This is a genomic window from Serratia sp. PF-27, assembly GCF_030053255.1.
In the GTDB taxonomy this organism is placed as follows: domain Bacteria; phylum Pseudomonadota; class Gammaproteobacteria; order Enterobacterales; family Enterobacteriaceae; genus Serratia; species Serratia bockelmannii.
Genome location: NZ_JASGBT010000021.1, coordinates 248,148 through 271,750, shown reverse-complemented (window position 1 = coordinate 271,750; position 23,603 = coordinate 248,148). Strand labels below are relative to the sequence as shown.

At 60.3% G+C, this 23,603-nt stretch carries 28 protein-coding genes and 1 riboswitch; of the genes, 24 read left to right on the top strand and 4 right to left on the bottom strand.

The genetic code is table 11. From position 1 onward, the window contains the following. The first annotated feature begins 10 nt into the window (after positions 1–10). The 12 genes from lptE (at position 11) to lipA (ending at position 10,915) form a co-directional block, all read left to right on the top strand. Positions 11–571: an LPS assembly lipoprotein LptE gene (gene lptE, locus QMZ29_RS16380; protein WP_025301842.1), complete on the top strand. Its 561-nt coding sequence runs from the start codon at positions 11–13 to the stop codon at positions 569–571. After that, entirely contained in the window at positions 568–1,602 is a 1,035-nt protein-coding gene (holA, locus tag QMZ29_RS16375; RefSeq protein WP_261425454.1) for a DNA polymerase III subunit delta, read from the top strand. The genes lptE and holA overlap by 4 nt, the downstream gene beginning before the upstream one ends. After that, entirely contained in the window at positions 1,592–2,254 is a 663-nt protein-coding gene (gene nadD, locus QMZ29_RS16370) for a nicotinate-nucleotide adenylyltransferase (RefSeq protein ID WP_015376938.1), read from the top strand. Before holA ends, nadD begins: the two co-directional genes overlap by 11 nt. Positions 2,255–2,448: 194 nt before the next feature. Beyond that, positions 2,449–2,766 carry a ribosome silencing factor gene (gene rsfS / locus QMZ29_RS16365; protein ID WP_025301839.1) on the top strand — a complete coding sequence of 106 codons (318 nt, stop codon included), beginning with the start codon at positions 2,449–2,451 and terminating at the stop codon, positions 2,764–2,766. Positions 2,767–2,769: 3 nt separating this feature from the next. Further along, entirely contained in the window at positions 2,770–3,240 is a 471-nt protein-coding gene (rlmH, locus tag QMZ29_RS16360) for a 23S rRNA (pseudouridine(1915)-N(3))-methyltransferase RlmH (protein WP_004940002.1), read from the top strand. Between the two features lie 38 nt (positions 3,241–3,278). Beyond that, positions 3,279–5,174: a peptidoglycan DD-transpeptidase MrdA gene (mrdA, locus tag QMZ29_RS16355; protein ID WP_025301838.1), complete on the top strand. Its 1,896-nt coding sequence runs from the start codon at positions 3,279–3,281 to the stop codon at positions 5,172–5,174. An 8-nt stretch (positions 5,175–5,182) separates the two neighbouring features. After that, positions 5,183–6,295, top strand: coding sequence for a peptidoglycan glycosyltransferase MrdB (mrdB, locus tag QMZ29_RS16350; RefSeq protein WP_004940006.1), 1,113 nt, complete (start codon positions 5,183–5,185; stop codon positions 6,293–6,295). Between the two features lie 10 nt (positions 6,296–6,305). After that, positions 6,306–7,391: an endolytic peptidoglycan transglycosylase RlpA gene (rlpA, locus tag QMZ29_RS16345; protein WP_197835336.1), complete on the top strand. Its 1,086-nt coding sequence runs from the start codon at positions 6,306–6,308 to the stop codon at positions 7,389–7,391. A 180-nt stretch (positions 7,392–7,571) separates the two neighbouring features. After that, on the top strand, positions 7,572–8,783 hold the full coding sequence (gene dacA, locus QMZ29_RS16340) for a D-alanyl-D-alanine carboxypeptidase DacA (RefSeq protein ID WP_004940010.1): 1,212 nt from the start codon (positions 7,572–7,574) through the stop codon (positions 8,781–8,783). A gap of 104 nt (positions 8,784–8,887) precedes the next feature. Further along, positions 8,888–9,154 (top strand): DUF493 family protein YbeD, encoded by a 267-nt coding sequence (gene ybeD / locus QMZ29_RS16335; protein WP_004940012.1) that lies wholly within the window; start codon positions 8,888–8,890, stop codon positions 9,152–9,154. 134 nt (positions 9,155–9,288) lie between these two features. Beyond that, positions 9,289–9,957 carry a lipoyl(octanoyl) transferase LipB gene (gene lipB / locus QMZ29_RS16330; protein WP_015376934.1) on the top strand — a complete coding sequence of 223 codons (669 nt, stop codon included), beginning with the start codon at positions 9,289–9,291 and terminating at the stop codon, positions 9,955–9,957. Continuing rightward, positions 9,950–10,915 carry a lipoyl synthase gene (lipA, locus tag QMZ29_RS16325; RefSeq protein ID WP_025301835.1) on the top strand — a complete coding sequence of 322 codons (966 nt, stop codon included), beginning with the start codon at positions 9,950–9,952 and terminating at the stop codon, positions 10,913–10,915. The genes lipB and lipA overlap by 8 nt, the downstream gene beginning before the upstream one ends. A 93-nt stretch (positions 10,916–11,008) precedes the next feature. On the opposite strand, the gene tatA is transcribed toward lipA, so the two are convergent. After that, positions 11,009–11,224: a Sec-independent protein translocase subunit TatA gene (tatA, locus tag QMZ29_RS16320; RefSeq protein ID WP_025301834.1), complete on the bottom strand. Its 216-nt coding sequence runs from the start codon at positions 11,222–11,224 to the stop codon at positions 11,009–11,011. A gap of 218 nt (positions 11,225–11,442) precedes the next feature. On the opposite strand from tatA, the gene QMZ29_RS16315 reads away from it, so the two are divergent. After that, complete coding sequence (locus QMZ29_RS16315; RefSeq protein WP_261425457.1) at positions 11,443–12,510, top strand: diguanylate cyclase; 1,068 nt, start codon at positions 11,443–11,445, stop codon at positions 12,508–12,510. Position 12,511: 1 nt separating this feature from the next. On the opposite strand, the gene QMZ29_RS16310 is transcribed toward QMZ29_RS16315, so the two are convergent. Further along, complete coding sequence (locus QMZ29_RS16310; RefSeq protein ID WP_173889337.1) at positions 12,512–12,940, bottom strand: GNAT family N-acetyltransferase; 429 nt, start codon at positions 12,938–12,940, stop codon at positions 12,512–12,514. A gap of 83 nt (positions 12,941–13,023) precedes the next feature. Then, a riboswitch (Fluoride riboswitch) is annotated at positions 13,024–13,086 on the top strand. Positions 13,087–13,165: 79 nt separating this feature from the next. Between QMZ29_RS16310 and crcB the strand changes: the two genes are divergently transcribed. The 3 genes from crcB to QMZ29_RS16295 all read left to right on the top strand — a co-directional run bounded on the left by crcB (position 13,166) and on the right by QMZ29_RS16295 (position 15,632). Continuing rightward, positions 13,166–13,549, top strand: coding sequence for a fluoride efflux transporter CrcB (gene crcB / locus QMZ29_RS16305; RefSeq protein WP_004940022.1), 384 nt, complete (start codon positions 13,166–13,168; stop codon positions 13,547–13,549). Between the two features lie 289 nt (positions 13,550–13,838). Beyond that, positions 13,839–14,435, top strand: a complete 597-nt coding sequence (locus tag QMZ29_RS16300; RefSeq protein ID WP_173889336.1) for a TetR/AcrR family transcriptional regulator — start codon at positions 13,839–13,841, stop codon at positions 14,433–14,435. A gap of 6 nt (positions 14,436–14,441) precedes the next feature. After that, the gene (locus tag QMZ29_RS16295; RefSeq protein ID WP_025301830.1) at positions 14,442–15,632 is read left to right on the top strand and encodes a multidrug effflux MFS transporter; all 1,191 of its coding nucleotides are present in this window, start codon (positions 14,442–14,444) and stop codon (positions 15,630–15,632) included. Positions 15,633–15,689: 57 nt separating this feature from the next. On the opposite strand, the gene cspE is transcribed toward QMZ29_RS16295, so the two are convergent. Continuing rightward, a complete protein-coding gene (cspE, locus tag QMZ29_RS16290) occupies positions 15,690–15,899 on the bottom strand; it encodes a transcription antiterminator/RNA stability regulator CspE (RefSeq protein ID WP_004940030.1) in 210 nt (69 codons plus the stop codon). 346 nt (positions 15,900–16,245) lie between these two features. On the opposite strand from cspE, the gene QMZ29_RS16285 reads away from it, so the two are divergent. The 6 genes from QMZ29_RS16285 to QMZ29_RS16260 all read left to right on the top strand — a co-directional run bounded on the left by QMZ29_RS16285 (position 16,246) and on the right by QMZ29_RS16260 (position 22,163). Further along, the gene (locus tag QMZ29_RS16285; protein WP_261425458.1) at positions 16,246–17,409 is read left to right on the top strand and encodes a M20 peptidase aminoacylase family protein; all 1,164 of its coding nucleotides are present in this window, start codon (positions 16,246–16,248) and stop codon (positions 17,407–17,409) included. A gap of 189 nt (positions 17,410–17,598) precedes the next feature. After that, a complete protein-coding gene (locus QMZ29_RS16280) occupies positions 17,599–18,924 on the top strand; it encodes an LLM class flavin-dependent oxidoreductase (RefSeq protein ID WP_261425459.1) in 1,326 nt (441 codons plus the stop codon). 26 nt (positions 18,925–18,950) lie between these two features. Continuing rightward, complete coding sequence (locus tag QMZ29_RS16275) at positions 18,951–19,871, top strand: ABC transporter substrate-binding protein (RefSeq protein ID WP_261425460.1); 921 nt, start codon at positions 18,951–18,953, stop codon at positions 19,869–19,871. A gap of 9 nt (positions 19,872–19,880) precedes the next feature. Beyond that, positions 19,881–20,408, top strand: coding sequence for a GNAT family N-acetyltransferase (locus QMZ29_RS16270; protein ID WP_043135734.1), 528 nt, complete (start codon positions 19,881–19,883; stop codon positions 20,406–20,408). A 30-nt stretch (positions 20,409–20,438) separates the two neighbouring features. After that, the gene (locus tag QMZ29_RS16265; protein WP_261425461.1) at positions 20,439–21,326 is read left to right on the top strand and encodes an amino acid ABC transporter permease; all 888 of its coding nucleotides are present in this window, start codon (positions 20,439–20,441) and stop codon (positions 21,324–21,326) included. A 9-nt stretch (positions 21,327–21,335) separates the two neighbouring features. After that, positions 21,336–22,163 (top strand): amino acid ABC transporter ATP-binding protein, encoded by an 828-nt coding sequence (locus tag QMZ29_RS16260; protein ID WP_261425462.1) that lies wholly within the window; start codon positions 21,336–21,338, stop codon positions 22,161–22,163. Between the two features lie 36 nt (positions 22,164–22,199). Here QMZ29_RS16260 and QMZ29_RS16255 read toward each other — a convergent pair whose 3' ends face one another. Next, positions 22,200–22,709, bottom strand: a complete 510-nt coding sequence (locus tag QMZ29_RS16255) for a VOC family protein (protein WP_038877409.1) — start codon at positions 22,707–22,709, stop codon at positions 22,200–22,202. 166 nt (positions 22,710–22,875) lie between these two features. On the opposite strand from QMZ29_RS16255, the gene QMZ29_RS16250 reads away from it, so the two are divergent. Together QMZ29_RS16250 and QMZ29_RS16245 are read left to right on the top strand one after the other, a co-directional pair. After that, entirely contained in the window at positions 22,876–23,355 is a 480-nt protein-coding gene (locus tag QMZ29_RS16250; protein ID WP_025301823.1) for a cold-shock protein, read from the top strand. 81 nt (positions 23,356–23,436) lie between these two features. Then, on the top strand, positions 23,437–23,598 hold the full coding sequence (locus QMZ29_RS16245) for a YnfU family zinc-binding protein (RefSeq protein WP_015376921.1): 162 nt from the start codon (positions 23,437–23,439) through the stop codon (positions 23,596–23,598). The last annotated feature ends 5 nt before the right edge of the window (positions 23,599–23,603 follow it).

The window sequence follows — 23,603 nt, the reverse complement described above, 5'->3', positions numbered from 1 at the left end:
AGGAGGAGTTGTGCGACAACGTATTCTGACGCTGTTGCTGGGGTTGGCGGTGCTGGTCACCGCCGGCTGCGGTTTTCACCTGCGTGGCACCACGCAGGTGCCTAATGAAATGAAAACGCTGATCCTGGACAGCGCCGACCCTTATGGTCCGTTGACGCGCGCGGTGCGTGAGCAGCTGCGTCTGAACGCCGTGACCATCGTCAGCGATCCGAAGCGTAAAGACGTGCCTTCCCTGCGCATCCTCGGCGCGACGGAAAGCCAGGATACCGCCTCGATCTTCCAGGACGGTAAAACCGCCGAGTACCAGCTGGTGCTGACCGTGCAGGCGCAGGTGCTGCTCCCGGGCCACGACCTGTATCCGCTGTCGGTGAAAGTGTTCCGTTCGTTCTTCGACAACCCGCTGACCGCGCTGGCCAAAGACTCCGAGCAGGAGATCATTCGCCAGGAAATGCGTGAGCAGGCGGCGCAACAGCTGGTGCGCAAACTGCTGACCGTGCACGCGGCGGAAGAAGAAAACCGGCAGAAAGCCGCTGCCGTCGGCGAACGAGCGGCAAGCCAAACCGCACAATGATCCGCATTTATCCGGAACAACTTGCCGCGCAGCTCCGAGAGGGGCTGCGCGCTTGTTATTTATTGAGCGGCAATGAACCGCTACTGCTGCAGGAAAGCCAGGATCTGCTCCGGCAGGCTGCGCAACAGCAGCAGTTCAGCGAGCACTACAGCATTTCCCTCGACGCCCATACCGGCTGGGACGCCATCTTCGGCATCTGCCAGGCGATGAGCCTGTTCGCCAGCCGCCAGACGCTGCTGCTGATCTTCCCGGAAAACGGCCCGACGGCGCCGATCGGCGAACAGCTGACCAAGCTTGCCACGCTGCTGCACGAGGATATTCTGCTGATCCTGCGCGGCCCGCGCCTCACCAAAGCGCAGGAAAACAGCGCCTGGTTCAAGGCGCTCAGCCCACACGGCGCCCTCGTCAGTTGCCAGACGCCGGAACAGGCACAGCTGCCGCGCTGGGTCGCCACGCGCGCCAAGGCGATGAAGCTGGAATTGGACGACGCGGCCAATCAGCTGTTGTGCTACTGCTACGAAGGCAACCTGCTGGCGCTGTCGCAGGCGCTGGAGCGGCTGTCGCTGCTGCACCCGGACGGCAAACTCACGCTGCCGCGCGTCGAACAGGCGGTGAACGACGCCGCCCACTTCACGCAGTTCCACTGGCTGGATGCCCTGCTGGCCGGCAAAAGCAAGCGCGCCTGGCATATCTTGCAGCAGCTGCAGCAAGAGGACGTGGAGCCGGTGATCCTGCTGCGCACCTTACAGCGCGAACTGCTGCTGTTGCTGACGCTGCAGCGCCGCATGGCGTCCGCGCCGCTGCGCACGCTGTTCGATCAGCACAAGGTTTGGCAGAACCGCCGCCCGCTGGTGACCCAGGCGCTGCAACGCCTGTCCGGTCCCCAGCTGCAGCAAGCGGTACAGCTGCTGACGCAAATCGAGCTGACCCTCAAGCAGGACTATGGCCAGTCGGTCTGGCCGGAACTGGAAACCCTGTCGATGCTGCTGTGCGGCAAACCCCTGGCCACGAGTTTTACCGATGCCCACTAATCCGGAACACCCCACCGTTTTGCACGCGCTGTTCGGCGGCACCTTTGATCCGATCCACTATGGCCACCTGCGGCCGGTGGAGGCGTTGGCCGCCGAAGTGGGCCTGAATCGCGTCACGCTGCTGCCTAACCACGTGCCGCCGCACCGCCCGCAGCCGGAGGCCAATGCGCAGCAACGCCTGAAGATGGTCGAGCTGGCGATCGCCGGCAACCCGCTGTTTGCGGTCGACGATCGCGAACTGCACCGCACCACCCCCTCCTACACCATCGAGACGTTGGAAACGATTCGTAAAGAGCGTGGCGCCGCCCAGCCACTGGCGTTTATTATTGGCCAGGACTCGCTGCTGACATTGCATAAATGGCATCGCTGGCAGGCGCTGTTGGACGTCTGCCACCTGCTGGTGCTGGCGCGCCCGGGCTATAACGATCGCATGGACACACCGGAACTGCAGCAGTGGCTGGAACGTCATCGCACCGCCGATCCGGCGCTGCTCAGCCGCCGCCCGCACGGCCATATCTATCTGGCCGATACGCCGGAGCTGGAAATTTCCGCCACCGAGATCCGCCAGCGCCGCCATCAGGGCCTCAACTGCGACGACCTGCTGCCGCGCCCGGTGCAGCGCTATATCGAGTTGCAGGGTTTATATCGCTAGCGAAAGGTGCGTGATATACTGCGCCGCTATTTTTCAGGTATCCGCTGAAAACCCCGGAAACCTTAGCTGGCCGGGCAGTCACCAGTTAGCTGGCTTTCAGCGGCAGCCTGCCGAAACCATTATCCGGTTACGCCGCAGCGTGCGCATGTTGCCCGCTGCAGTCGACTGAACAGAACACACCCGAGGGGGAACCTTTGCAAGGTAAAGCGCTCCAAGATTTCGTCATCGATAAAATCGATGACCTGAAAGGCCAAGACATTATCGCTCTGGACGTACAGGGCAAATCCAGCATCACCGATTGCATGATCATCTGCACCGGCACGTCGACTCGCCACGTGATGTCGATCGCCAACCACGTGGTACAGGAATCCCGCGCCGTGGGCATGGAGCTGTTTGGCATGAAAGGCCAGGAAGCCTCCGACTGGATCGTGGTCGATCTGGGCGAAGTGATCGTGCACGTGATGCAGGAAGAGAGCCGTCGCCTGTACGAGCTGGAAAAACTCTGGAGCTAAGCGGTGAAACTGCAATTGGTGGCGGTCGGCACCAAAATGCCAGACTGGGTGCAAACCGGCTTTATGGATTACCTGCACCGCTTTCCCAAAGATATGCCGTTTGAGCTGACCGAGATCCCGGCGGGCAAACGCGGCAAAAACGCCGACATCAAACGCATTCTGGACAAGGAAGGCGAACAGATGCTGGCGGCGGTGGGCAAAGGCAACCGCATCGTTACGCTGGATATCCCAGGCACGCCGTGGGAAACGCCGCAGCTGGCGCAGCAGCTTGAGCGCTGGAAGCAGGATGGCCGCAACGTCAGCTTGCTGATCGGCGGCCCGGAAGGGCTGGCGCCCGCCTGCAAAGCCGCTGCCGAGCAGAGCTGGTCGCTTTCTCCGTTGACGCTGCCGCATCCTTTGGTGCGCGTCCTGGTGGCCGAAAGCCTCTACCGCGCCTGGAGTATTACAACAAATCATCCTTACCACCGGGAATAGCCGGTGGTGACCGTGACAGAGTGAAATAAAGCAGCGGGATGAAAATAGAACGTAACCCTTTTCGCGACTATACGGCTGAATCCGCCCTGTTTGTACGCCGCGCCCTGGTGGCGTTCCTGGTCATCCTGGTGCTGTCCGGCATCCTGATCGCCAACCTGTATAATCTGCAAGTGGTCCGCGTCGAGGATTACCGCACCCGCTCCAACGAAAACCGCATCAAGCTGGTGCCCATCGCGCCCAGCCGCGGCATTATCTACGATCGCAACGGCACCCCGCTGGCACTCAACCGCACCATTTATCAGCTGGAGCTGATGCCGGAGAAGGTTGACGATCTCAAAGCCACGCTGCAGGCGCTGCGCACGGTGGTCGATCTGACCGACGACGACATCACCAATTTCGAAAAAGAGCGCAAGCGTTCACGTCGTTTCGTCTCCATTCCGGTGAAAACCGCGCTAACCGAGGTGCAGGTCGCCCGCTTTGCGGTCAATCAGTTCCGCTTCCCCGGCGTGGAAGTAAAAGGCTACCAGCGCCGCTACTACCCCTACGGTTCCGCCCTCACCCACGTCACCGGCTATGTGTCGAAGATCAACGACCGCGACGTCGAACGCCTGGATAAAGACGGCAAGCTGGCCAACTACGCCGCCACCCACGATATCGGCAAGCTGGGTATCGAACGCTATTACGAAGACACGCTGCACGGCAAAACCGGCTATGAAGAGGTCGAGGTCAACAACCGTGGCCGGGTGATCCGCCAATTGCACGAACAGCCGCCTTCCGCCGGTCAGGACGTTTACCTGACGCTCGATCTTGATTTGCAGCGCTATATCGAGCAGCTGCTGGTCGGCAGCCGCGCCGCGGTGGTGGTGAGCGATCCACGCACCGGCGCCATCCTGGCGATGGTGTCCAACCCGAGTTACGATCCAAACCTGTTCGTCGACGGCATTTCCAGCAAGGACTACCAGGGGCTGTTGAACGATCCGAATCGCCCGCTGATCAACCGCGCCACGCAAGGGGTCTATCCGCCTGCATCAACGGTGAAGCCTTACATCGCGGTGTCGGCGCTGAGCGCCGGAGTGATCACCAAAAACACCGTGGTGTTCGATCCCGGTTGGTGGCAACTGCCCGGCTCGGAAAAACGCTTCCGCGACTGGAAAAAATGGGGCCACGGCCGCCTGAACGTCACCAAGGCGCTGGAAGAGTCCGCAGATACCTATTTCTATCAGGTCGCCTATGACATGGGGATCGATCGGCTGTCGACCTGGCTGACCAAATTCGGTTACGGCCAGTACACCGGCATCGATCTGTCCGAAGAACGATCCGGCCTAATGCCGACGCGCGAGTGGAAGCTGAAACGCTATAAAAAGCCGTGGTATCAGGGCGACACCATTCCGGTGGGTATCGGCCAGGGTTACTGGACCGCCACGCCGATCCAGATGGCCAAAGCGCTGAACACCCTGATCAACGACGGCACCGTCAAAACGCCGCACCTGCTGCAGAGTACCCGCGTCAACGGCGCGCTGGTGCCGTTCAAACAGGAAGAGAGCACGCAGATCGGCGATATTCACTCCGGCTTCTGGGAAATCGCCAAAGACGGCATGTATGGTGTGGCCAACCGTCCGAACGGGACGGCGCGCAAATACTTTGCGGACGCACCTTATAAAGCCGCGGCGAAATCGGGTACCGCACAGGTATTCGGCTATGAAACCTACAACGCCCACAAACTGGCGGAGCACCTGCGCGATCACAAACTGATGACCGCCTTCGCACCGTTCAACAATCCGACGGTGTCGGTCGCCATCATTCTGGAAAACGGCGGCTCCGGTCCGGCGGTGGGAACCATCACCCGCCAGATCCTCGACCACATTCTGCTGGGCGACAACAATACGCAATTGCCAAGCGAGGCCCCGCTGCCGCCTGGCGTAGAAGGTGACTAAGGTAGAACATGACTGAAAGCCAACAAAAAGGCTCGATCTGGACCAAAATCCACATCGACCCGACGTTCCTGCTGCTGATCCTGGCCCTGTTGGTCTACAGCGCCTTCGTGATGTGGAGCGCCAGCGGCCAGGACATCGGCATGATGGAGCGCAAGATCGGGCAGATCGTCATGGGGCTGATCGTGATGGCCGTCATGGCGCAAATCCCGCCGCGCGTGTACGAAAGCTGGGCGCCCTATCTGTATATTTTCTGCGTAATTTTGCTGATCCTGGTGGACGCCTTCGGCCAGATAAGTAAAGGCGCGCAGCGCTGGCTGGATCTCGGCGTAGTGCGCTTCCAGCCGTCGGAAATCGCCAAGATCGCCGTGCCACTGATGGTGGCGCGCTTTATGAACCGCGATGTCTGCCCGCCTTCGCTGAAAAACACCGCCATCGCGCTGGTGCTGATCTTCCTGCCAACGCTGCTGGTGGCCGCGCAGCCAGATCTGGGCACCTCGATCCTGATCGCCGCCTCCGGCCTGTTCGTGCTGTTCCTGTCGGGCATGAGCTGGAAATTGATCGCCGTCGCCGCCGTCGCACTGGCGGCCTTTATCCCGGTGCTGTGGTTCTTCCTGATGCACGGCTATCAGCGCGACCGCGTCATGATGCTGCTCGATCCGGAGAGCGACCCACTCGGCGCCGGCTATCACATCATTCAATCCAAGATAGCCATCGGCTCCGGCGGCCTGTCCGGCAAGGGCTGGCTGCACGGCACCCAGTCGCAGCTGGAGTTTCTGCCGGAGCGCCATACCGACTTTATCTTCGCCGTCCTGGCCGAAGAGCTGGGGCTGATCGGGGTATTGGTGCTGCTGGCGCTCTACCTGCTGGTGATCATTCGCGGGCTGATGATCGCCGCCAAGGCGCAAACCACCTTCGGCCGCGTCATGGTCGGCGGCTTGATGCTGATTTTGTTCGTTTATGTCTTTGTTAACATCGGTATGGTCAGTGGCATTTTGCCGGTAGTTGGCGTACCTTTGCCTCTGGTCAGTTACGGGGGTTCGGCGCTGATAGTATTGATGGCCGGTTTCGGCATCATCATGTCGATCCACACGCATCGGAAAATGCTGTCTAAAAGTTTATAAGAGGTGAGTAATGCGTAAGGAATGGCTTTGGATCGGCGTCGCGGCGGTGTTGCTCTCCGCCTGTACCGCCCCGACCACGGAACAGCAGGCACCACAGCAGCCGTACAACGGCCCGGTGGTGGAAATCGGCGGCGTCGAGCCTCAATATGAACCCTATAACCCTAATAACATGCAGGATTATAAGGTTAATGGCGATACTTACCGCATCGTAAAAGATCCGCAGAACTTCTCGCAGACCGGCCTGGCGGCCTGGTATGGCGAAGAAGCCAACGGCAACACCACGGCGCTGGGCGAGCAGTTCGACCCCAACGGTCTGACTGCGGCGCACCCGACCTTACCGATCCCAAGCTATGTGCGCGTCACCAACCTGGCCAACGGCCGTCAGCTGGTGGTGCGCGTCAACGATCGCGGGCCATACACCAAGGGCCGCATCATCGATCTGTCGAAAGCCGCCGCCGATCGCCTCAACCTGTCCAACAACACCAAGGTCAAAGTCGATTTCATCAATGTGGCGCCGGACGGCACGCTGAGCGGCCCAGGCACCATCGGTACCATCGTGGCGAAGCAGAGCTACGCCCTGCCGTCGCGCCCGGATCTCGGCGCCAGCGGCATGGGCACCCCCATCCAACAGGACGTGCCGGTCGCCAGCGGCGCGGCGGTGCGCCCGATCGATAACAGCACCCTGCGCACCGACGACGACAACACCCCAGCAACCGGCGGCAACGCCGGTAGCGGCCGCAGCGGTTTCCTCGGCGCGCCAAGCGCATTGCCGGCCGGCGTGCTGGAAGGTTCGGAGCCTGAAGCCGCCGCCGTGGCTGCACCGGTCGCGGCCAGCGCCGCAGCTGCCGGCATGGCTGCCGCTTCGTCCTCCGGCGGTTACGTGGTGCAGGTCGGTGCGCTGAGCAGCGCCGAGCGTGCCCAGAGCTGGCAGCAAAGCCTGAGCCAACAGTTTGGCGTCCCGGGCAAAGTGGCGGCCAACGGCAACGTTTATCGCGTCCAGCTCGGCCCGTTCAGCAGCCGTCAGCAGGCGGCCCAGCTGCAGCAACGCCTGGCGAGCGAAGCGCAACAACAGTCTTTCGTTACTGCTGCACCCTGAGCATTAAGCCCGGTGGGCATTCACGGCCGATAAGCGGTTATTTAGCTGAAACATTTTCTTGCAGCTAAAAGGGCACTAACCGCAATTAGTCAGATGAATGGGTAATGCCTGCCGGGATCGCATCTGCTATAGTGTGGCTCGTTTTTTAACTTTACTTTCACGGATGTTGTAGTCCCGATCATGAAACAAGTAACTTCTTTTCGCTTAATCAAAAGCATCGCCCTCGGCACCGTTATCGCAATGAGCGCAGCCTCCGTTGCGCACGCCGATGACGTTAACATCAAAACCATGATCCCAGGTGTCCCGCAGATCGATGCGGAAGCGTACATCCTGATTGATTACAACTCCGGCAAGGTGCTGGCCGAGATGAACGCCGATGCGCGTCGCGATCCGGCCAGCCTGACCAAAATGATGACCAGCTACGTCATCGGCCAGGCGCTGAAAGCGGGTAAAATCGGCCAGGACGATCTGGTGACCGTCGGCCAGGACGCCTGGGCGACCGGCAACCCGGTGTTCAAAGGCTCCTCGCTGATGTTCCTGAAGCCGGGCGATCGCGTGCCGGTCTCCAAACTGACCCGCGGCATCAACCTGCAGTCCGGTAACGACGCCTGCGTGGCGATGGCCGACTACGTCGCCGGCAGCCAGGACGCGTTCGTTAACCTGATGAACACCTACGTCAGCAAGCTGGGCCTGCAGAACACTCACTTCCAGACGGTACACGGCCTGGATGCCCAGGGCCAGTACAGTTCGGCGCGCGACATGGCGCTGATCGGCCAGGCGCTGATCCGCGACGTGCCGGAAGAGTACGCGATCTACAAAGAAAAAGAGTTCACCTTCAACAATATCCGCCAGATGAACCGCAACGGTCTGCTGTGGGATAACAGCCTGAACGTCGACGGCATCAAAACCGGCCATACCGACGCGGCGGGTTACAACCTGGTGGCTTCGGCGACCGAAGGCCAAATGCGCCTGATCTCCGCCGTGATGGGCGGCCGCACCTACAAAGGCCGTGAAGCCGAAAGCAAGAAACTGCTGACCTGGGGCTTCCGCTTCTTCGAAACCGTGGCGCCGCTGAAAGTCGGTAAAGAGTTCGCCTCCGAGCCTGTCTGGTTCGGCGATGCCGACCGCGTTGAGCTCGGCGTGGACAAAGACGTCTACCTGACCATTCCGCGCGGCCGCATGAAAGATCTGAAGGCCAGCTACGTGCTGAACACGCCGGAAATTCACGCGCCGCTGGCGAAAAACCAGGTGGTGGGCAGCATCAACTTCCAGCTGGACGGCAAAACCATCGATCAGCGCCCGCTGGTGGTGATGAACGAAGTGAAAGAAGGCGGTTTCTTCAGCCGCATCGTGGACTACATCAAACTGATGTTCCACCACTGGTTCGGTTAACGGTTGAAACGGGCGAAATTGCCCCCATATACTGAATAACATTAACTCCCGCCCCGGCGGGAGTTATAATTTATAGATTAGCTAGCACTCTGGAGCGCACGCACATGCAAAAAACTAAACTGAACGAACTGCTCGAATTCCCTTGCTCGTTTACCTACAAGGTGATGGGCCTGGCGCAGCCTGAGCTGGTTGACCAGGTAGTTGAAGTGGTGCAGCGCCATGCACCGGGCGATTACAACCCGCAGGTTAAGCCGAGCAGCAAAGGCAACTACCACTCCGTTTCCATCACCATCAACGCCACTCATATCGAGCAGGTCGAAACCCTGTACGAAGAGTTGGGCAACATTGAAATTGTTCGCATGGTGCTGTAATTCCAGCATAAAACCCTGCTTATCAACCCGGGATGGCGCAGCGTCTTCCCGGGTTGCGCATTTTTGGTCAGCGAAAGGCTGGCCGCAAGCCGGAGCGCCCGGTATAATGGCTTTACCACTTCTGTAACCTGACGATGACTCTTTTGCAACCAGACAAGATCATTTTGCGTCAGCTGGGGTTGCAGCCCTACGCGCCTGTATCCCAAGCCATGCATAACTTCACCGACAGTCGTACCGAGACTACGCCGGACGAACTGTGGCTGGTACAGCATCACCCGGTGTTCACCCAAGGCCAGGCCGGCAAAGCCGAGCATGTGCTGATGCCCGGTGATATCCCGGTGGTCCAGAGCGATCGCGGCGGCCAGGTGACCTACCACGGCCCGGGTCAGCAGGTGATGTACGTGATGGTCGATCTGAAACGCAACAAGGTCGGCGTGCGTCAATTGGTCACGGCGATAGAAGATACGGTTATCAACACCCTCGCCCACTTTCGCCTCGCATCGCGCGCCCGTCCGGATGCGCCTGGCGTGTATGTGGGGGAGCAGAAAATCTGTTCGTTGGGTTTGCGGATCCGCAAAGGCAGCTCATTCCACGGCCTGGCCCTGAATGTGGCGATGGATCTCAGCCCCTTCCAACGCATCAACCCTTGCGGTTACGCCGGCATGCAGATGACGCAGGTCAGCGCGCTGGCGCCCGGCGTTGGCATTGAAGACATACACCCAATCCTGGTACAGGAATTTGTTCATTTACTCGGCTACCAGACGGTCGAGCTTCGTAACTGGAACCTGCACGATTATGAGTAAACCAATTCAGATGGAACGCGGCGTCAAATACCGCGATGCTGACAAAATGGCGCTGATCCCGGTCAAAACGGTGGTCACCGAACGGCAGGAGCTGTTGCGTAAACCCGAGTGGATGAAGATCAAACTGCCTGCCGACTCAACGCGCATTCAGGGCATCAAAGCCGCGATGCGTAAAAACGGCCTGCACTCCGTCTGTGAGGAAGCCTCGTGCCCTAACCTGTCCGAGTGTTTCAACCACGGTACCGCCACCTTTATGATCCTCGGCGCTATCTGCACCCGCCGCTGCCCGTTCTGCGACGTGGCCCACGGCCGCCCGATCGCGCCGGACGCCAACGAGCCGGAAAAGCTGGCGCAAACCATCGCCGACATGGCGCTGCGTTACGTGGTGATCACCTCGGTTGACCGCGACGACCTGCGCGACGGCGGTGCTCAGCACTTTGCCGACTGCATCTCGGCCATCCGCGCCAAGAGTCCGAACATCAAAATTGAAACGCTGGTGCCGGACTTCCGCGGCCGTATGGATCGCGCGCTGGAGATCCTCACCGCCACGCCGCCGGACGTGTTTAACCACAACCTGGAAAACGTGCCACGCGTCTACCGCCAGGTGCGCCCGGGCGCCAACTATGAGTGGTCGCTGAAGCTGCTGGAGCGCTTTAAAGAAGCTCACCCGGATATCCCGACCAAATCCGGCCTGATGGTCGGCCTGGGCGAAACCAACGCGGAAATCGTTGAAGTGATGCGCGATCTGCGTCGCCACGGCGTGACCATGCTGACGCTGGGCCAGTACCTGCAGCCGAGCCGTCACCACCTGCCGGTGCAGCGCTACGTCAGCCCGGCCGAGTTTGACGAGATGAAAGAAGAAGCGATGGCGATGGGCTTCACCCACGCCGCCTGCGGCCCGTTCGTGCGTTCGTCTTACCACGCCGATCTGCAGGCCAAAGGGATGGAAGTGAAATAACGCGTAATAGTTTGTTACGCTAAAGACGGCGGAGACGCCAAAAAACGGATGTCCGCAAGGCATCCGTTTTTTATTGCGCGCAGTCAGACGGAATTAAACGTCTTTCTTTTCGACGCTCTGCTGAGCGGACTGGCTCTCGGCGGTGCTGTTGCCGGCGGCCGGCGGCGTGCTGTCGTCGCCCACCGCTTTTTTAAAGCCTTTCAGCGCCGCGCCAAGATCGGCGCCGAGCGTGCGCAGTTTGCTGGTGCCGAACAGTAAAATCACCAACACCGCAATCACCAGAAGTTTGGTAATGCTGATACCTTCCATACTCACCTTCTTATCATAGAGCGCTGTGTGAACAGCGAGAAAAACTGACCTTGCCTGCGAATATTTAGCGACTTTCCCCCAGTTCGCACAACCGCAACATGTAACAGAGTGAGATCCGTCGCAGGAATGCCACGCGGCCTCACGGCGTGAATCCCAGACTATTCTTAGTTTATCATCCGCATGATACGCTGCCGTGATACTTATCAGGGAGATGCCGGATGTATATTGCTCCACCCATTTTCGATGCCCGAAAATCCGGCCTCAGCTTCGCCAAACGCACCTATCTGCCCCGCGTCGCCGGTCTGGGGCTCGGCTTTATCTGCGTCTGCGCCGCGCTCTACCCGCTGGCTCCGCCCACGGCGGTCTGGCTCTTGCTGGCCTTTCACGGCTTTGTCTGGCCGCATCTCGCCTACCATCGGGCCTGCCGCGCCAAAGATCCGTTCAAAGCCGAGATCCGCAACCTGCTGATCGACTCCGCCTTCGGCGGCTTCTGGGCGGCGATGATGGCATTCAACGCGCTGCCGGCGATCGTCATCCTGTCGATGATGAGCATGAACAACATCGCTTCGGCCGGTAAGGCACTGTTTGTCAAAGGCTTGGCGATTCAGTTGGCCACGGCGATGCTCACCGGCGCGCTGCTCGGCTTCCCGTTCCACCCGCACAGCACGCCGCTGCAAATCTATCTGTGCCTGCCGATGATCTACCTTTATCCGACGTTGCTGGGGCTGGTGACCTACCGCACCGCCAAGCGGCTGGCGGAAAAGAAACAGGAGCTGCAGCGCATCAGCACCCGCGATGGACTAACCGGCCTGTATAATCGCCGCCACTGGGAGCACCTGCTGCATCGCCAGTTCGACAGCTGCCGCCGCTACCAGGACAACGCCACGCTGATCCTGATGGATATCGATCGCTTCAAAACCATCAACGACACCTTCGGCCACGCGCTGGGGGATGAAGCCCTGGCGGCATTGGCGGAAGAGCTGTTGATCGGCTTGCGCAACGTGGATATCGTCGGGCGTTACGGCGGCGACGAATTTGGCGCGGTGCTGCCGAACACCAGTGCCGAACAGGCGGAAATCGTTCTGCGCCGTATCCAGCAGCGGCTGGACGCGGTCATTTTCAAGGAGGCGCCGCAGCTGCGGCTGCAGATCAGCGCCGGCATCGCCAACTACCACCCCGCGCTAGGCGGTTATCTGGACTGGCTCAAAGCCGCCGACGGCGCGCTCTACCGGGCGAAGCATAATGGCCGCAACCGGCTGGAAACGGCGACGCCGACGAGTGACTAGCTTACTGACTTAATAACTTGGCAAAATACTTTGGCGCTTCGACAAAACCTTCGCGCCGATAAAACGCATGGGCCCGCTCGCGGCGGCTGTGGCAATGAACTTCCAACCGATCGCAGTCGCGACGGTGCGCCAGCGCCTCGCCCTCCGCCAACAGCAACCGCCCTACGCCCGCGCCGCGCGCCCGATCGTCGACGCAAAAATAGCTGATGCGGGCAATATCGCCGGCCAACGCCAGCTGAGGCAGAAAATGCAGCGACAACACGCCCAGCACTTGCTCCTCCTCAATCGCCACCAGCAGCGCCTCATCCGGATGCGCCAACAATTGCTGCATTCGCTGCGTCAGAAACGCCTCGGTGCCGGGATAATCCAGCGCCGTCATTAATTCGGCGATAGCGTGCCGGTCGCTCAGACGCGCCGTTCTGATTTCCATCCGTTTTACCTCGCAGAGTGTCGATACTACAAAATAGGCGGCGTTAGGTGTAACATCCATCGGGTACGGCAAAAAAGGCCGTGCGGCACGCTGGAGATGACATTCCTCCCTAACCGCCTTCACAGGCTGATGATGTCTACGTAACCTCTCGGAGAGAGGCGCGTAGCGTTACGTCTGTCCCTTTCCGAGTCCCGTGAATTTCTCTGATTGAAAGGTAGTTGCCCCATGTTGAGTTCTTTACTGGCCGTATTTATCGGCGGCGGCGTCGGCAGCGTTTTACGCTGGGCGGTAAGCATGAAAATGAATCCGCTGAACGCCCACATCCCGCTCGGTACGCTGATGGTCAATCTGATCGGCGGTTTTATCATCGGTCTGGCGATGGCGATTTTCACCCGCATGACGCATCTGGATCCCACCTGGAAATTACTGATCACCACCGGATTCTGCGGCGGCCTGACTACCTTCTCCACCTTTTCGCTGGAGGTGGTGTACCTGATGCAGGATGGCCGCTTCGGTTGGGCACTGGCCAACATGCTGCTCAACCTGGCCGGTTCGCTGGCGATGACGCTGCTGGCCTTTATGCTGGTGATGTGGGTCAACGGACGCTAAGCCCTTAATGTTTCCTTAATCTTGCATGCGCATAATCTCATCCAGTACTCCTGACTGGATGAGAAACCGCTATGTTTAGCCTGCCGAAAACCGCCGCCGAAGCGATTGCCGTTGCGCTGTGCGTGCTGATCGTCGCCGCCTTTATCAAATCCTACCTGTTCGCATAAGCGCCTTTTTCCCCGCAGCACGCATTCATCTTGCGCCTTTCCGGCCGATTACACTACAATTGAGAATGAACGTTCACACCCAAAATGTGAACCCGGCTCACGCGTAGCAAAGGATCGGGCAGATGCTCTCCCCCAACGACAGTAAACAGGCTAAGGTGCAGGCCCGCCGCGATCAGATCGTCGAAGCGGCGAAAATCAGCTTCCGCCGCCACGGCTTCCACGCCGCCAGCATGGCGGAAATCGCCCAGGGCTCACAGCTCAGCGTCGGCCAAATCTATCGCTATTTCGCCAATAAAGACGCGATTATCGAGGAGATCGTCAACCGCATCATCGCCAGCAAGATGCAGCGGCTGGAAAACCTTGGCGATCACATCAACCTGATCGCCGGCACGTTGGCGGCGCGCACGCTGTTTCAGCAGCCGGGCGAGAGCGAAACCGATCACATGCTGATGCTGGAAGTGACCGCCGAGGCCACGCGCAACCCGGTGGTGGCCAAACTGCTCAGCGATGCGGAAGCGCGGCTGTTTCGCCACGTGTGCCACAATCTGCAGCGGCTGTATCCCCATTTCAGCGCGGAAGAGATCGCCGCGCGGGTGGAATTTATCGCCGTCATGAGCGAAGGCACCGGTTACCGTATCCTTACCACGCAAAAAGCCGATGCGTCCCTGCTGCGCGATCTGTATCAGCAGGCCATTTCTCACCTGTTCAGGAAACTCTAATCTCCCATGACCAAACACTTAGCCAGACAGCGTCTGGTGTACGCCGTCGTGCTTGGCCTGCTGGCCGCGCTGGGGCCGCTGTGCACCGATCTCTACCTGCCCGCCCTGCCGGAAATGGCGGGTGAGCTGAATACCTCCACCGCCGCCGCGCAGCTCAGCCTGACCACCGGGCTGCTCGGTCTGGGCGTCGGCCAGCTGATTTTCGGCCCTTACAGCGACAAATTGGGCCGTATGCGCCCGCTGCTGCTGTCGCTGATCCTGCTGCTGGGCGCTTCGCTGTGGTGTGCGCTGGCGCCCACCATCGACCAACTGCTGATCGCCCGCCTGCTGCAAGGCATCGCCGGTGCCGGCGGCGCGGTGATTTCCCGCGCCATCGCCCGCGATCTGTATGCCGGCCATGAGCTGACCCGCTTCTTCGCCCTGCTGATGCTGGTCAACGGCCTGGCGCCGATCGTCGCACCGGTGCTGGGCGGCGTGATGCTGCAGGTAATGAATTGGCGCGGCATCTTCGGCGTGCTGGCGGCCATCGCCGTGCTGCTGTTCAGCCTGTCGGCGCTGAAGCTGCGCGAATCCCTGCCGGTCGAGCGCCGCAGCCAGGGCGGTATCCTGGCGATGCTGATGTCGCTCGGCGGGTTGCTGACCCAGCGCTATTTCATGGGCCTGTGCCTGACACAGGGCTTCGTGATGGCCGGCATGTTCGCCTATATCGGCGCCTCGCCTTTCGTCTTGCAGCAGATCTACGGCCTCAGCCCGCAGATGTTCAGCCTATGCTTCGCCATTAACGGCGTCGGCTTGATCATTGCGGCACAGCTGGCCAGCCGTCTCAGTTCGCGTTGGGGGGAACGCCGGGTATTGAGGGGCGGGTTAACGCTGGCGGCCGTCGCGTCGCTGTTGCTGCTGTTGGCCGCCGCGCTGCATGCGCCGCTGGTCGTGTTGCTGGTGCCGCTGTTCTTCTCGGTAGCGGTGATCGGCATCGTCGGCCCGACCGCCTCTTCGCTGGCGATGCAAAGCCAGGGAGACAAAGCGGGCAGCGCCTCGGCCTTGATCGGCGTGTGCATGTTCGCCCTCGGCGCCTGCGCCGTGCCGCTCACCGGGCTGGGCGGCACCTCGGGCCTGTCGATGGCGCTGACCATCGTCGGCTGTTACGCCATCGCCATCCTGCTGTTCGGCCTGTTGGCCCGCCGCAACGACGCATAACGCGCCCAATAAAAAACCCGCTCAATGAGCGGGTTTTAAGAAATTCAGCTACGCAGCTTAGATAGCAGTAACGTTAGCGGCAGATGGGCCCTTGGCACCGTTCGTGATTTCAAATTCTACACGCTGGCCTTCAGCAAGCGTTTTGAAACCGTTGCTAACGATGGCAGAGAAGTGGACGAAAACGTCCTTGCTACCATCTTCCGGAGTAATGAAACCGAAGCCTTTGGATTCATTAAACCACTTAACGCTACCTTTAATCTTAGACATCAAACTTACCTTTAACGTGAATGAAAGACACAAAACCTGTGTCGATTACAGTACAGCAAGCAGGCAGGATTTTGTCCACCACCGCGATCACAGAAATCCGATAAAGAGTGAAAAAATCCGTGTTGTCCGGTGTAAATGGATTGCACCGGTTGCGATACGTTACCGTTCCAGGCCAAACCTCTCCCTGCGCCGGCGAACAACGAGCGAACGCCCAAACTCGCCCGCTTCCCCCAGCGTTGACGCCCCCATGCAGACGCAATCGCTATGAAATATAACCAGATGGTCTTTTTGCTTCGGCGGTCCCTGCACTAGGGTTAGGGTTTATTTCCCACTGTGAGCCAAGCCTATGACCAGCCAATTGGCAGACAAAATCATCGCCTATCGGCGTGAGCTGCACCAAAACCCGGAACTTTCCAATCACGAATTCGCCACCACCGCCCGGCTGACCCGCTGGCTGGAAGAGGCAGGCATCCGTCTGCTGCCGCTGGCGCTGAAAACCGGCGCCGTGGCGGAGATCGGCAGCGGCAAGGGGCCGATTATCGCGCTGCGCGGCGACATTGATGCCCTGCCGATCGACGAAATCGCCGACGTGCCCTTCAGCTCGCAAAACAGCGGCGTAATGCACGCCTGCGGCCACGACTTTCACACCTCGGTGATGCTCGGCGCCGCGCACCTGCTCAAAGCGCGTGAGGCCGAGCTGCCCGGCACGGTGCGCATCTTCTTCCAGCCGGCGGAAGAGACCTTCAACGGCGCCCGGCACCTGATCGACGCCGGCGCGCTGGATAACGTTGCGGCGGTATTTGGCCTGCATAACGCGCCGGAGCTGCCCACCGGCACCTTCGCCACCCGCGCCGGGCCGTTCTACGCCAACGTCGATCGTTTCCAGATCCTCATCACCGGCAAAGGCGCCCACGCCGCCAAACCGGAACAGGGCGTCGATACCATCGTCACCGCCAGCCAGATCGTCGGCGCGCTGCAGACGCTGCCCAGCCGCAGCTTCAGCTCGCTGGAATCGCTGGTGGTGAGCGTGACGCGCATCGAAGGCGGCAATACCTGGAACGTGCTGCCGCAAACCGTGGAGCTGGAAGGCACGGTGCGTACCCACAGCGACGCGGTGCGCCGCCAGGTGCCTGATAAAATTCGCCAGGTGATCGACGGCGTTGCCGCCGCGCTCGGCGCGCAGGCCGAACTCCACTGGCAGCCGGGGCCGCCGGCGGTGATCAACGACGCCCATTGGGCGGCGTTCAGCAAAACCGTCGCCGCCGAGGCCGGCTACCGGGTCGAAGAGGCGGAGCTGCAAATGGGGGGTGAAGATTTCGCGCTGTATCTGCATCACGTGCCGGGCGTCTTCGTCAGCATCGGCTCCGCCAGCGAGTTCGGCCTGCATCATCCGCGTTTCAATCCCGATGAACGCGCCCTGTTCCCCGCGGCACAATATTTTACGCTGCTGGCGGAACGCACGCTGCAACAATTAACTACCGCGCCAGAAAAAGCCCTCAGCAACGCCTGAATAACGTGAAATAGTATTTCCCCGACGCCGCAGATACCGCGCCGGGGATTATTATTTTCGCTCGCCGTGATATTTGCAGTTTTCAACATTTGAATATGCTGTTTTGTTGTTTTACATCCCGTTGCCGCTCATCAATAGTGGACACATCAGACACCGCGCGCCTTTGCGGCGCATGACAGGATAATCACGATGAGCGACAACGCGAATAATCAACGGCAATTACGGCTGGGCGCCATTCTGCACGGCGCATCGGGAAATATGTCCGCCTGGCGCCACCCGGATGCCACCGCCGACGCCAGCATCAACCTCGAATTTAATATCGCCTCGGCGAAAAAAGCCGAACAGGGGAAATTCGATTTCGTGTTTGTCGCCGATGGGTTATATATCAACGAAAAATCCATTCCGCATTTTCTTAATCGTTTCGAACCGCTCACCCTGCTGGCCGCGCTGGCCGCCGCCACCGATAAAATCGGCCTGGTAGGCACCCTTTCCACCTCTTACAGCGATCCGTTCACCGTCGCCCGCCAGTTCGCCAGCCTCGACCACCTGAGCAACGGCCGCGCCGGCTGGAACGTGGTGACGTCGCCGCTGGAAGGCTCGGCCAAAAACTTCTCGCGCGCCGAACACCCGGAACACAGCCTGCGTTACCGCATCGCCGGCGAATTTCTCGACGTCGCCAAAGGGCTGTGGGACTCCTGGGAAGACGATGCCTTTGTGCGCAACAAGGCTAGCGGCGAATTCTTCCGCACCGGCAAGCTACACACCCTCAATCACCAGGGAGAGTTCTTCTCGGTGCAGGGGCCGCTGAACATCGGCCGCACGCCGCAGGGCCGCCCGATCTTGTTCCAGGCCGGCGCCTCCGAAGACGGCAAACGGCTGGCGGCCCAACACGCCGATGCGATCTTCACCCATCACGACACGCTGGAGCAGGCGCAGGATTTCTATCAGGACGTGAAGCGGCAGCTGGTGGAACAGGGGCGCGAACCGGACGACCTGCGCATCTTCCAGGGCGTCAGCGTGATCGTCGGCGACGACGACGCGGACGTCGAGCGCCAGTACCAGGAGACCGCCCGCCTGGTCAGCATCGAGAACGCCCTCAACTATCTTGGCCGCTACTTCGAGCATTACGACTTCGCCCGTCATCCGCTGGACGCGCCCTTCCCGGACATCGGCGATCTAGGGCAAAACAGCTTCCGCAGCACCACCGACGCCATCAAGCACAGCGCCCGCGAGCGTAACCTTACGTTGCGCCAGGTCGCGCTGGAAGCCGCCTCGCCGCGACCGGTGTTCAGCGGCACGCCGGAAGCGGTGGCGGATGGCCTGCAACGCTGGTTCGACGGCGAAGCCGCCGACGGCTTCATCATCAGCGGCGGTACGCCCAACGCCTTCGGCCACTTCGTCGATCGGGTGGTGCCCATCCTGCAACAACGCGGCCTGTTCCGCCAGGCGTACCACGGCGACACGCTGCGCGAGCACCTGGGTCTGAAGCGCCCGTTGAACAGATTCACCCAATAATAAGATCGTTTTCAGGGATACCCGCTATGCAGAAAACCGTTACCGCCGCCCTCGTGGCGGCCTTGCTGAGCCTGACCGGCGCCGCGCAGGCGGGCACCGGCATCGATTTGCAGGCCAATGAAACCCCGATCCACGCGCCGAAAAACCCGCAGGCGATCGCCAAACTGCCGGCCGATTTCCACTTCGTGAAGCCGGGCCAATTCACCGTCGCGATCGCCGCGCTCAATACGCCGCCGCTGGCGCTGTTCGCCGCCGACAACCGGCGGCTGATCGGCAGCGAAGTGGATATCGCACAGCTGGTGGCCGACAGCCTGAGCCTAACGCTTAACGTGGTGCAAACCTCGTGGGAAGACTGGCCGTTGGGGGTGGTCTCCGGCAAGTATGACGCGGCCATCACCAACGTCACCGTGACCAAAGAGCGCAAAACCCGCTTCGACTTCGCCACCTACCGCATCGATTCGCTCGGCTTTTATGTCAAAACCGGCGGCAAGATCGCGACGATCAAACAACCTGCCGATATCGCCGGATTAAAAATTATCGTCGGCTCCGGCACCAATCAGGAAGCCATCCTGCTGGCGTGGGACAAGCAGAATCGGCAGCAGGGGCTCAAACCTTTCCAGCCGATCTACGTGACCGACGATGCGGCCGCCACGCTGGCTATCCAGTCCGGCCGGGCCGACGCCTACTTCGGGCCGAACGTGCTGGGCGCCTATAAAGCGGCGCTGAACGGCCGCACCCGGCTGGCGGGCACGGTGGAAGGCGGTTGGCCCAAGGCGGCACACATCGCCGTCACCACCCGTAAAGGCAACGGCCTGGTGCAGGCGGTGAACGAAGCGCTGAACGGCGCGATCCGCGGCGGGCAGTACGATCGGGTGCTCAACCGCTGGGGCGAGAGCGTCGAACGCCTTGCGCAGTCGGAAATCAACCCGCCCGGCCTGGGCGATTAGGAGCGCGCGATGACGCAAGACACTTTCATTCAGACGCTGCCGACCGACCCGCTGATCGCCCCGGTGATCGAGGGGCTGTTCGGCGAATATCGCCAGCGTTACGGCGACTATTTTGGTGACCAGGAACCGGAAGCGCTGGATCTGTACGCGCCGCCGCAAGGGGCCTTCATCGTGCTGCTGCGCGCCGGTGCGCCGATCGCCATGGGCGCCTTCAAACGCTATGACGCACAGACCGCCGAGCTGAAGCGCATCTGGACGCGGGGCGACCTGCGCCGCCAGGGCCTGGCGCAGCGGGTGTTGCAACAGTTGGAAACGCTGGCGCTGGCGCAGGGATATCGCCGGCTCTATCTGACCACCGGCTTTCGCCAGCCCGAAGCGGTGGGCCTGTATCTGAACAACGGGTATCAGCCGCAGTTCGATCCCACCGTCGACAGCGAGGTTTACAGCCGCCCGCCCTACGATGGCCGCCTGCCGTTCCGCAAAAGCCTGATTGCAGAGGACGCGTGTTGTTGCGCGTCGGAAAGGAAAATCGCCTAAGGCCCCCTTATCTGTATCAGGAGACATGACATGTCCAAACAAGAAGTCTTGAAAGTCGTGCCCGCCCGCTATCCGCTGCGGCTGATCGGCGCGCTGTTTTCGCTGTTTATTCTGGCCGCCATCGTGCAATCGGTGGCGGGCAACGCGCGCTGGGAATGGGGCGTGTTCGCCGAGTGGTTCTTCGCGCCGGCGGTGCTGGCGGGGCTGGGGCAAACCCTGCTGCTGACGCTGCTCGGCACGCTGTTCAGCATCCTGTTCGGCACCCTGCTGGCGCTGGCGCGGCTGTCGCGCTCCTACCTGCTGGCGTCGCTGGCCTGGGGCTATATCTGGCTGTTTCGCTCGCTGCCGCTGATCCTGGTGCTGATCATCCTGTACAACTTTTCCTACCTGTACGACGCCATCTCGCTGGGCATTCCTTTCACCTCCGTGGTGTTCGCCAGCTTTCCCACCATCGACATTCTCGGCCAGTTCGCCGTGGCGGTGATGGGCCTGACGCTGGTGCAGTCTGCCTACACCGCCGAGATCATCCGCGGCGGCATTTTGGGCGTGGATTACGGCCAGCACGAAGCGGCGGCGGCGCTGGGCCTGCCGGGCTATCGCCGCACCTTCCGCATCATTCTGCCGCAGGCGCTGCGCTCCATTATTCCGACCGGCTTCAACGAGATCATCAGCCTGGCGAAAGGCACCTCAATCGTTTATGTGCTGGCGCTGCCGGAGCTGTTTTACACCATTCAGGTTATCTATAACCGCACCCAGCAGGTGATACCGCTGCTGATGGTCGCCACCCTCTGGTATCTGTTCATCACCACCGCGCTGTCGGTGATCCAATACTACATCGAGCGCTATTTCGCCCGGGGCGCGGTACGCGAACTGCCGCCGACGCCCTGGCAGAAACTGGCCGGCTGGCTAAAACGTTAGGAGACCCGCATGTCTGAAGCCATTGATTATTACGCCTTGCCCGAGCAGCCGGTACGCAATCTCACCCCGGTGCCGGCACGCGGTCTGATCGAAATCAGCAACGTCAGCAAATTCTTCGGCAAACACAAGGCGCTGGACGACGTCAGCCTGACGCTGCAGCCGGGCACCGTCACCGTGATCCTCGGCCCTTCCGGCTCCGGAAAATCGACGCTGCTGCGGGCGATCAACCACCTGGAGCGCGTGGACGAAGGCTTTATCCGCATCGACGGCGACTACGTCGGCTACCGCCGCAAGGGCAACCGGCTGTATGAGCTGAAGGAAAAGGCCATCCTCCGGCAACGCATCAACGTCGGCTATGTGTTCCAAAATTTCAACCTGTTCCCGCACCTGACGGTGCTGGAAAACATCATCGAAGCGCCGGTGGTGCACAAAATTCACTCCCGCGAGCGGGCGAAGACGGTAGCCTATGAGCTGCTGGATACCGTCGGGCTGCGCCACAAGGCGGACGCCTACCCGCGCCACCTCTCCGGCGGCCAACAGCAACGCATCGCCATCGCGCGCGCGCTGGCGCTGAACCCGAAGGTGATCCTGTTCGATGAACCGACCTCCGCGCTCGATCCCGAGCTGGTCGGCGAAGTGCTGGACGTGATTAAGGGGTTGGCGGATCTGGGCGTCACGCTGGTGGTGGTCACGCATGAAATCGGCTTTGCGCGCGAAGCGGCGGATCGGGTGGTGTTTATGGTCGACGGGCAGATCGTCGAACAGGGCGACGCCAGGCAAGTGTTGGCTCAGCCGCAGCACCCGCGCACCGTCAATTTCCTCAACAAAGTGCTGTGATCGTCGGGGCGCTGCGGCGCCCCGTACCCGAGCCGCTTACCGGCCGGCGAAACGCCGTTTTTCGGCGGCAAAATCCAGCGGGCGGATCCCCTGCTGGTTTTTGTCCTCGTCGGTCAACAGCGCCGGGGGAATAAACCAGGTCACCTCGAACAGCAGCCCGTCCGGATCGTGGCCGTAAATACTTTTGTGCACGCCATGATCCTCTTCCAGCCCGAGAATGCCGCGTTCGGCCAGCTGGTGACGAATACGCTCCAGCTCTTCCAGGCTGTCGACTTCCCAGGCCAGATGGTACAGCCCGGCCGGTGGCTCATGCTCCGCCGGCGGCTCGTTGTTGGCGCGAAAGACCCCCGCGCGCTGCTGACCCAGGTTCTTGCTGAACAGCGCCAAATCGTGATCGTTGTCCGAATCGGCGGCCTGGGTAAACACCGCCCGATCGGGGCTGTCGGACGGCTTGAGCTTGAACCCCAACACCTGATGATAAAAGTCGGCGCTCTGCCGCACGTCGCTGACATACAGCACGGCGTGATTGAGACGTTTAATGCCCATCGATATTCCTTTTTCGCATTGAATGAAGTCAGCATGAACATAGCATGTGGTGGGAAAGCCGCTAAATGCCGTTATCGCATGACTAAATGCCGCCCGCGCAATCTGTCGCTGCAAGGCATTCCGCGCTATCATAAGCGCTGTATTGAACCCTTTTGTGAGAATAGCGATGAACGGCAAGATAACGACTTTTTTTGAAGACAAAGGCTTCGGCTTTATTACCGACGAGAACGGAGAAAATCGTTATTTTCACGTGATTAAAGTGCAGAACCCGGAGCTGATTAAGAAAAACGCGGCGGTCACCTTCGAGCCAACCAACAACACCAAAGGCCCGTCGGCTTATGCGGTAAAAGTGTTGGCGCCCAGCAAATACATCATCATCGCCAATGAAAGAATCAAGATCACCAGCATCAAGTCTTTTAATACCTTCACCAAGGAAGTGCCGGTCAAAGCCGACGTGGATAAAGAGAACACCGTGCTGTCGGTCGGCCTGCTGATGAACCGCATTCGCCCACAGTCCGAAGATCAGGCGCAGACCATGCAAACGCTGCGCATGCTGACTATTACCACCTTCCAGAACACCACCCATACCTTCTCCGAGCACGAGATCGATATGGATGAAACCATCAAGGCGCTGAAAAGCCTGTAAGTATCTGCGTACGGAAAATAACCAACGAAATGTGTCGTTGCCTGTGTTAGCGTGAGTTTTCACCTGACACAGGCCATTGATATGTCCGATTCCAGTAGCGTCAAAGGTTTTATCAACCGCTCCACCCAAATCGTCTGCCCTAAATGCGGCTATGTTACCCGGCAAAAATGCGCAGCAATGCTGCAAGATGTGATACTGATTTGCCCTAATTGCGAAACCCGCTTCGAGCCCAGGCAAGGCTGAAAACG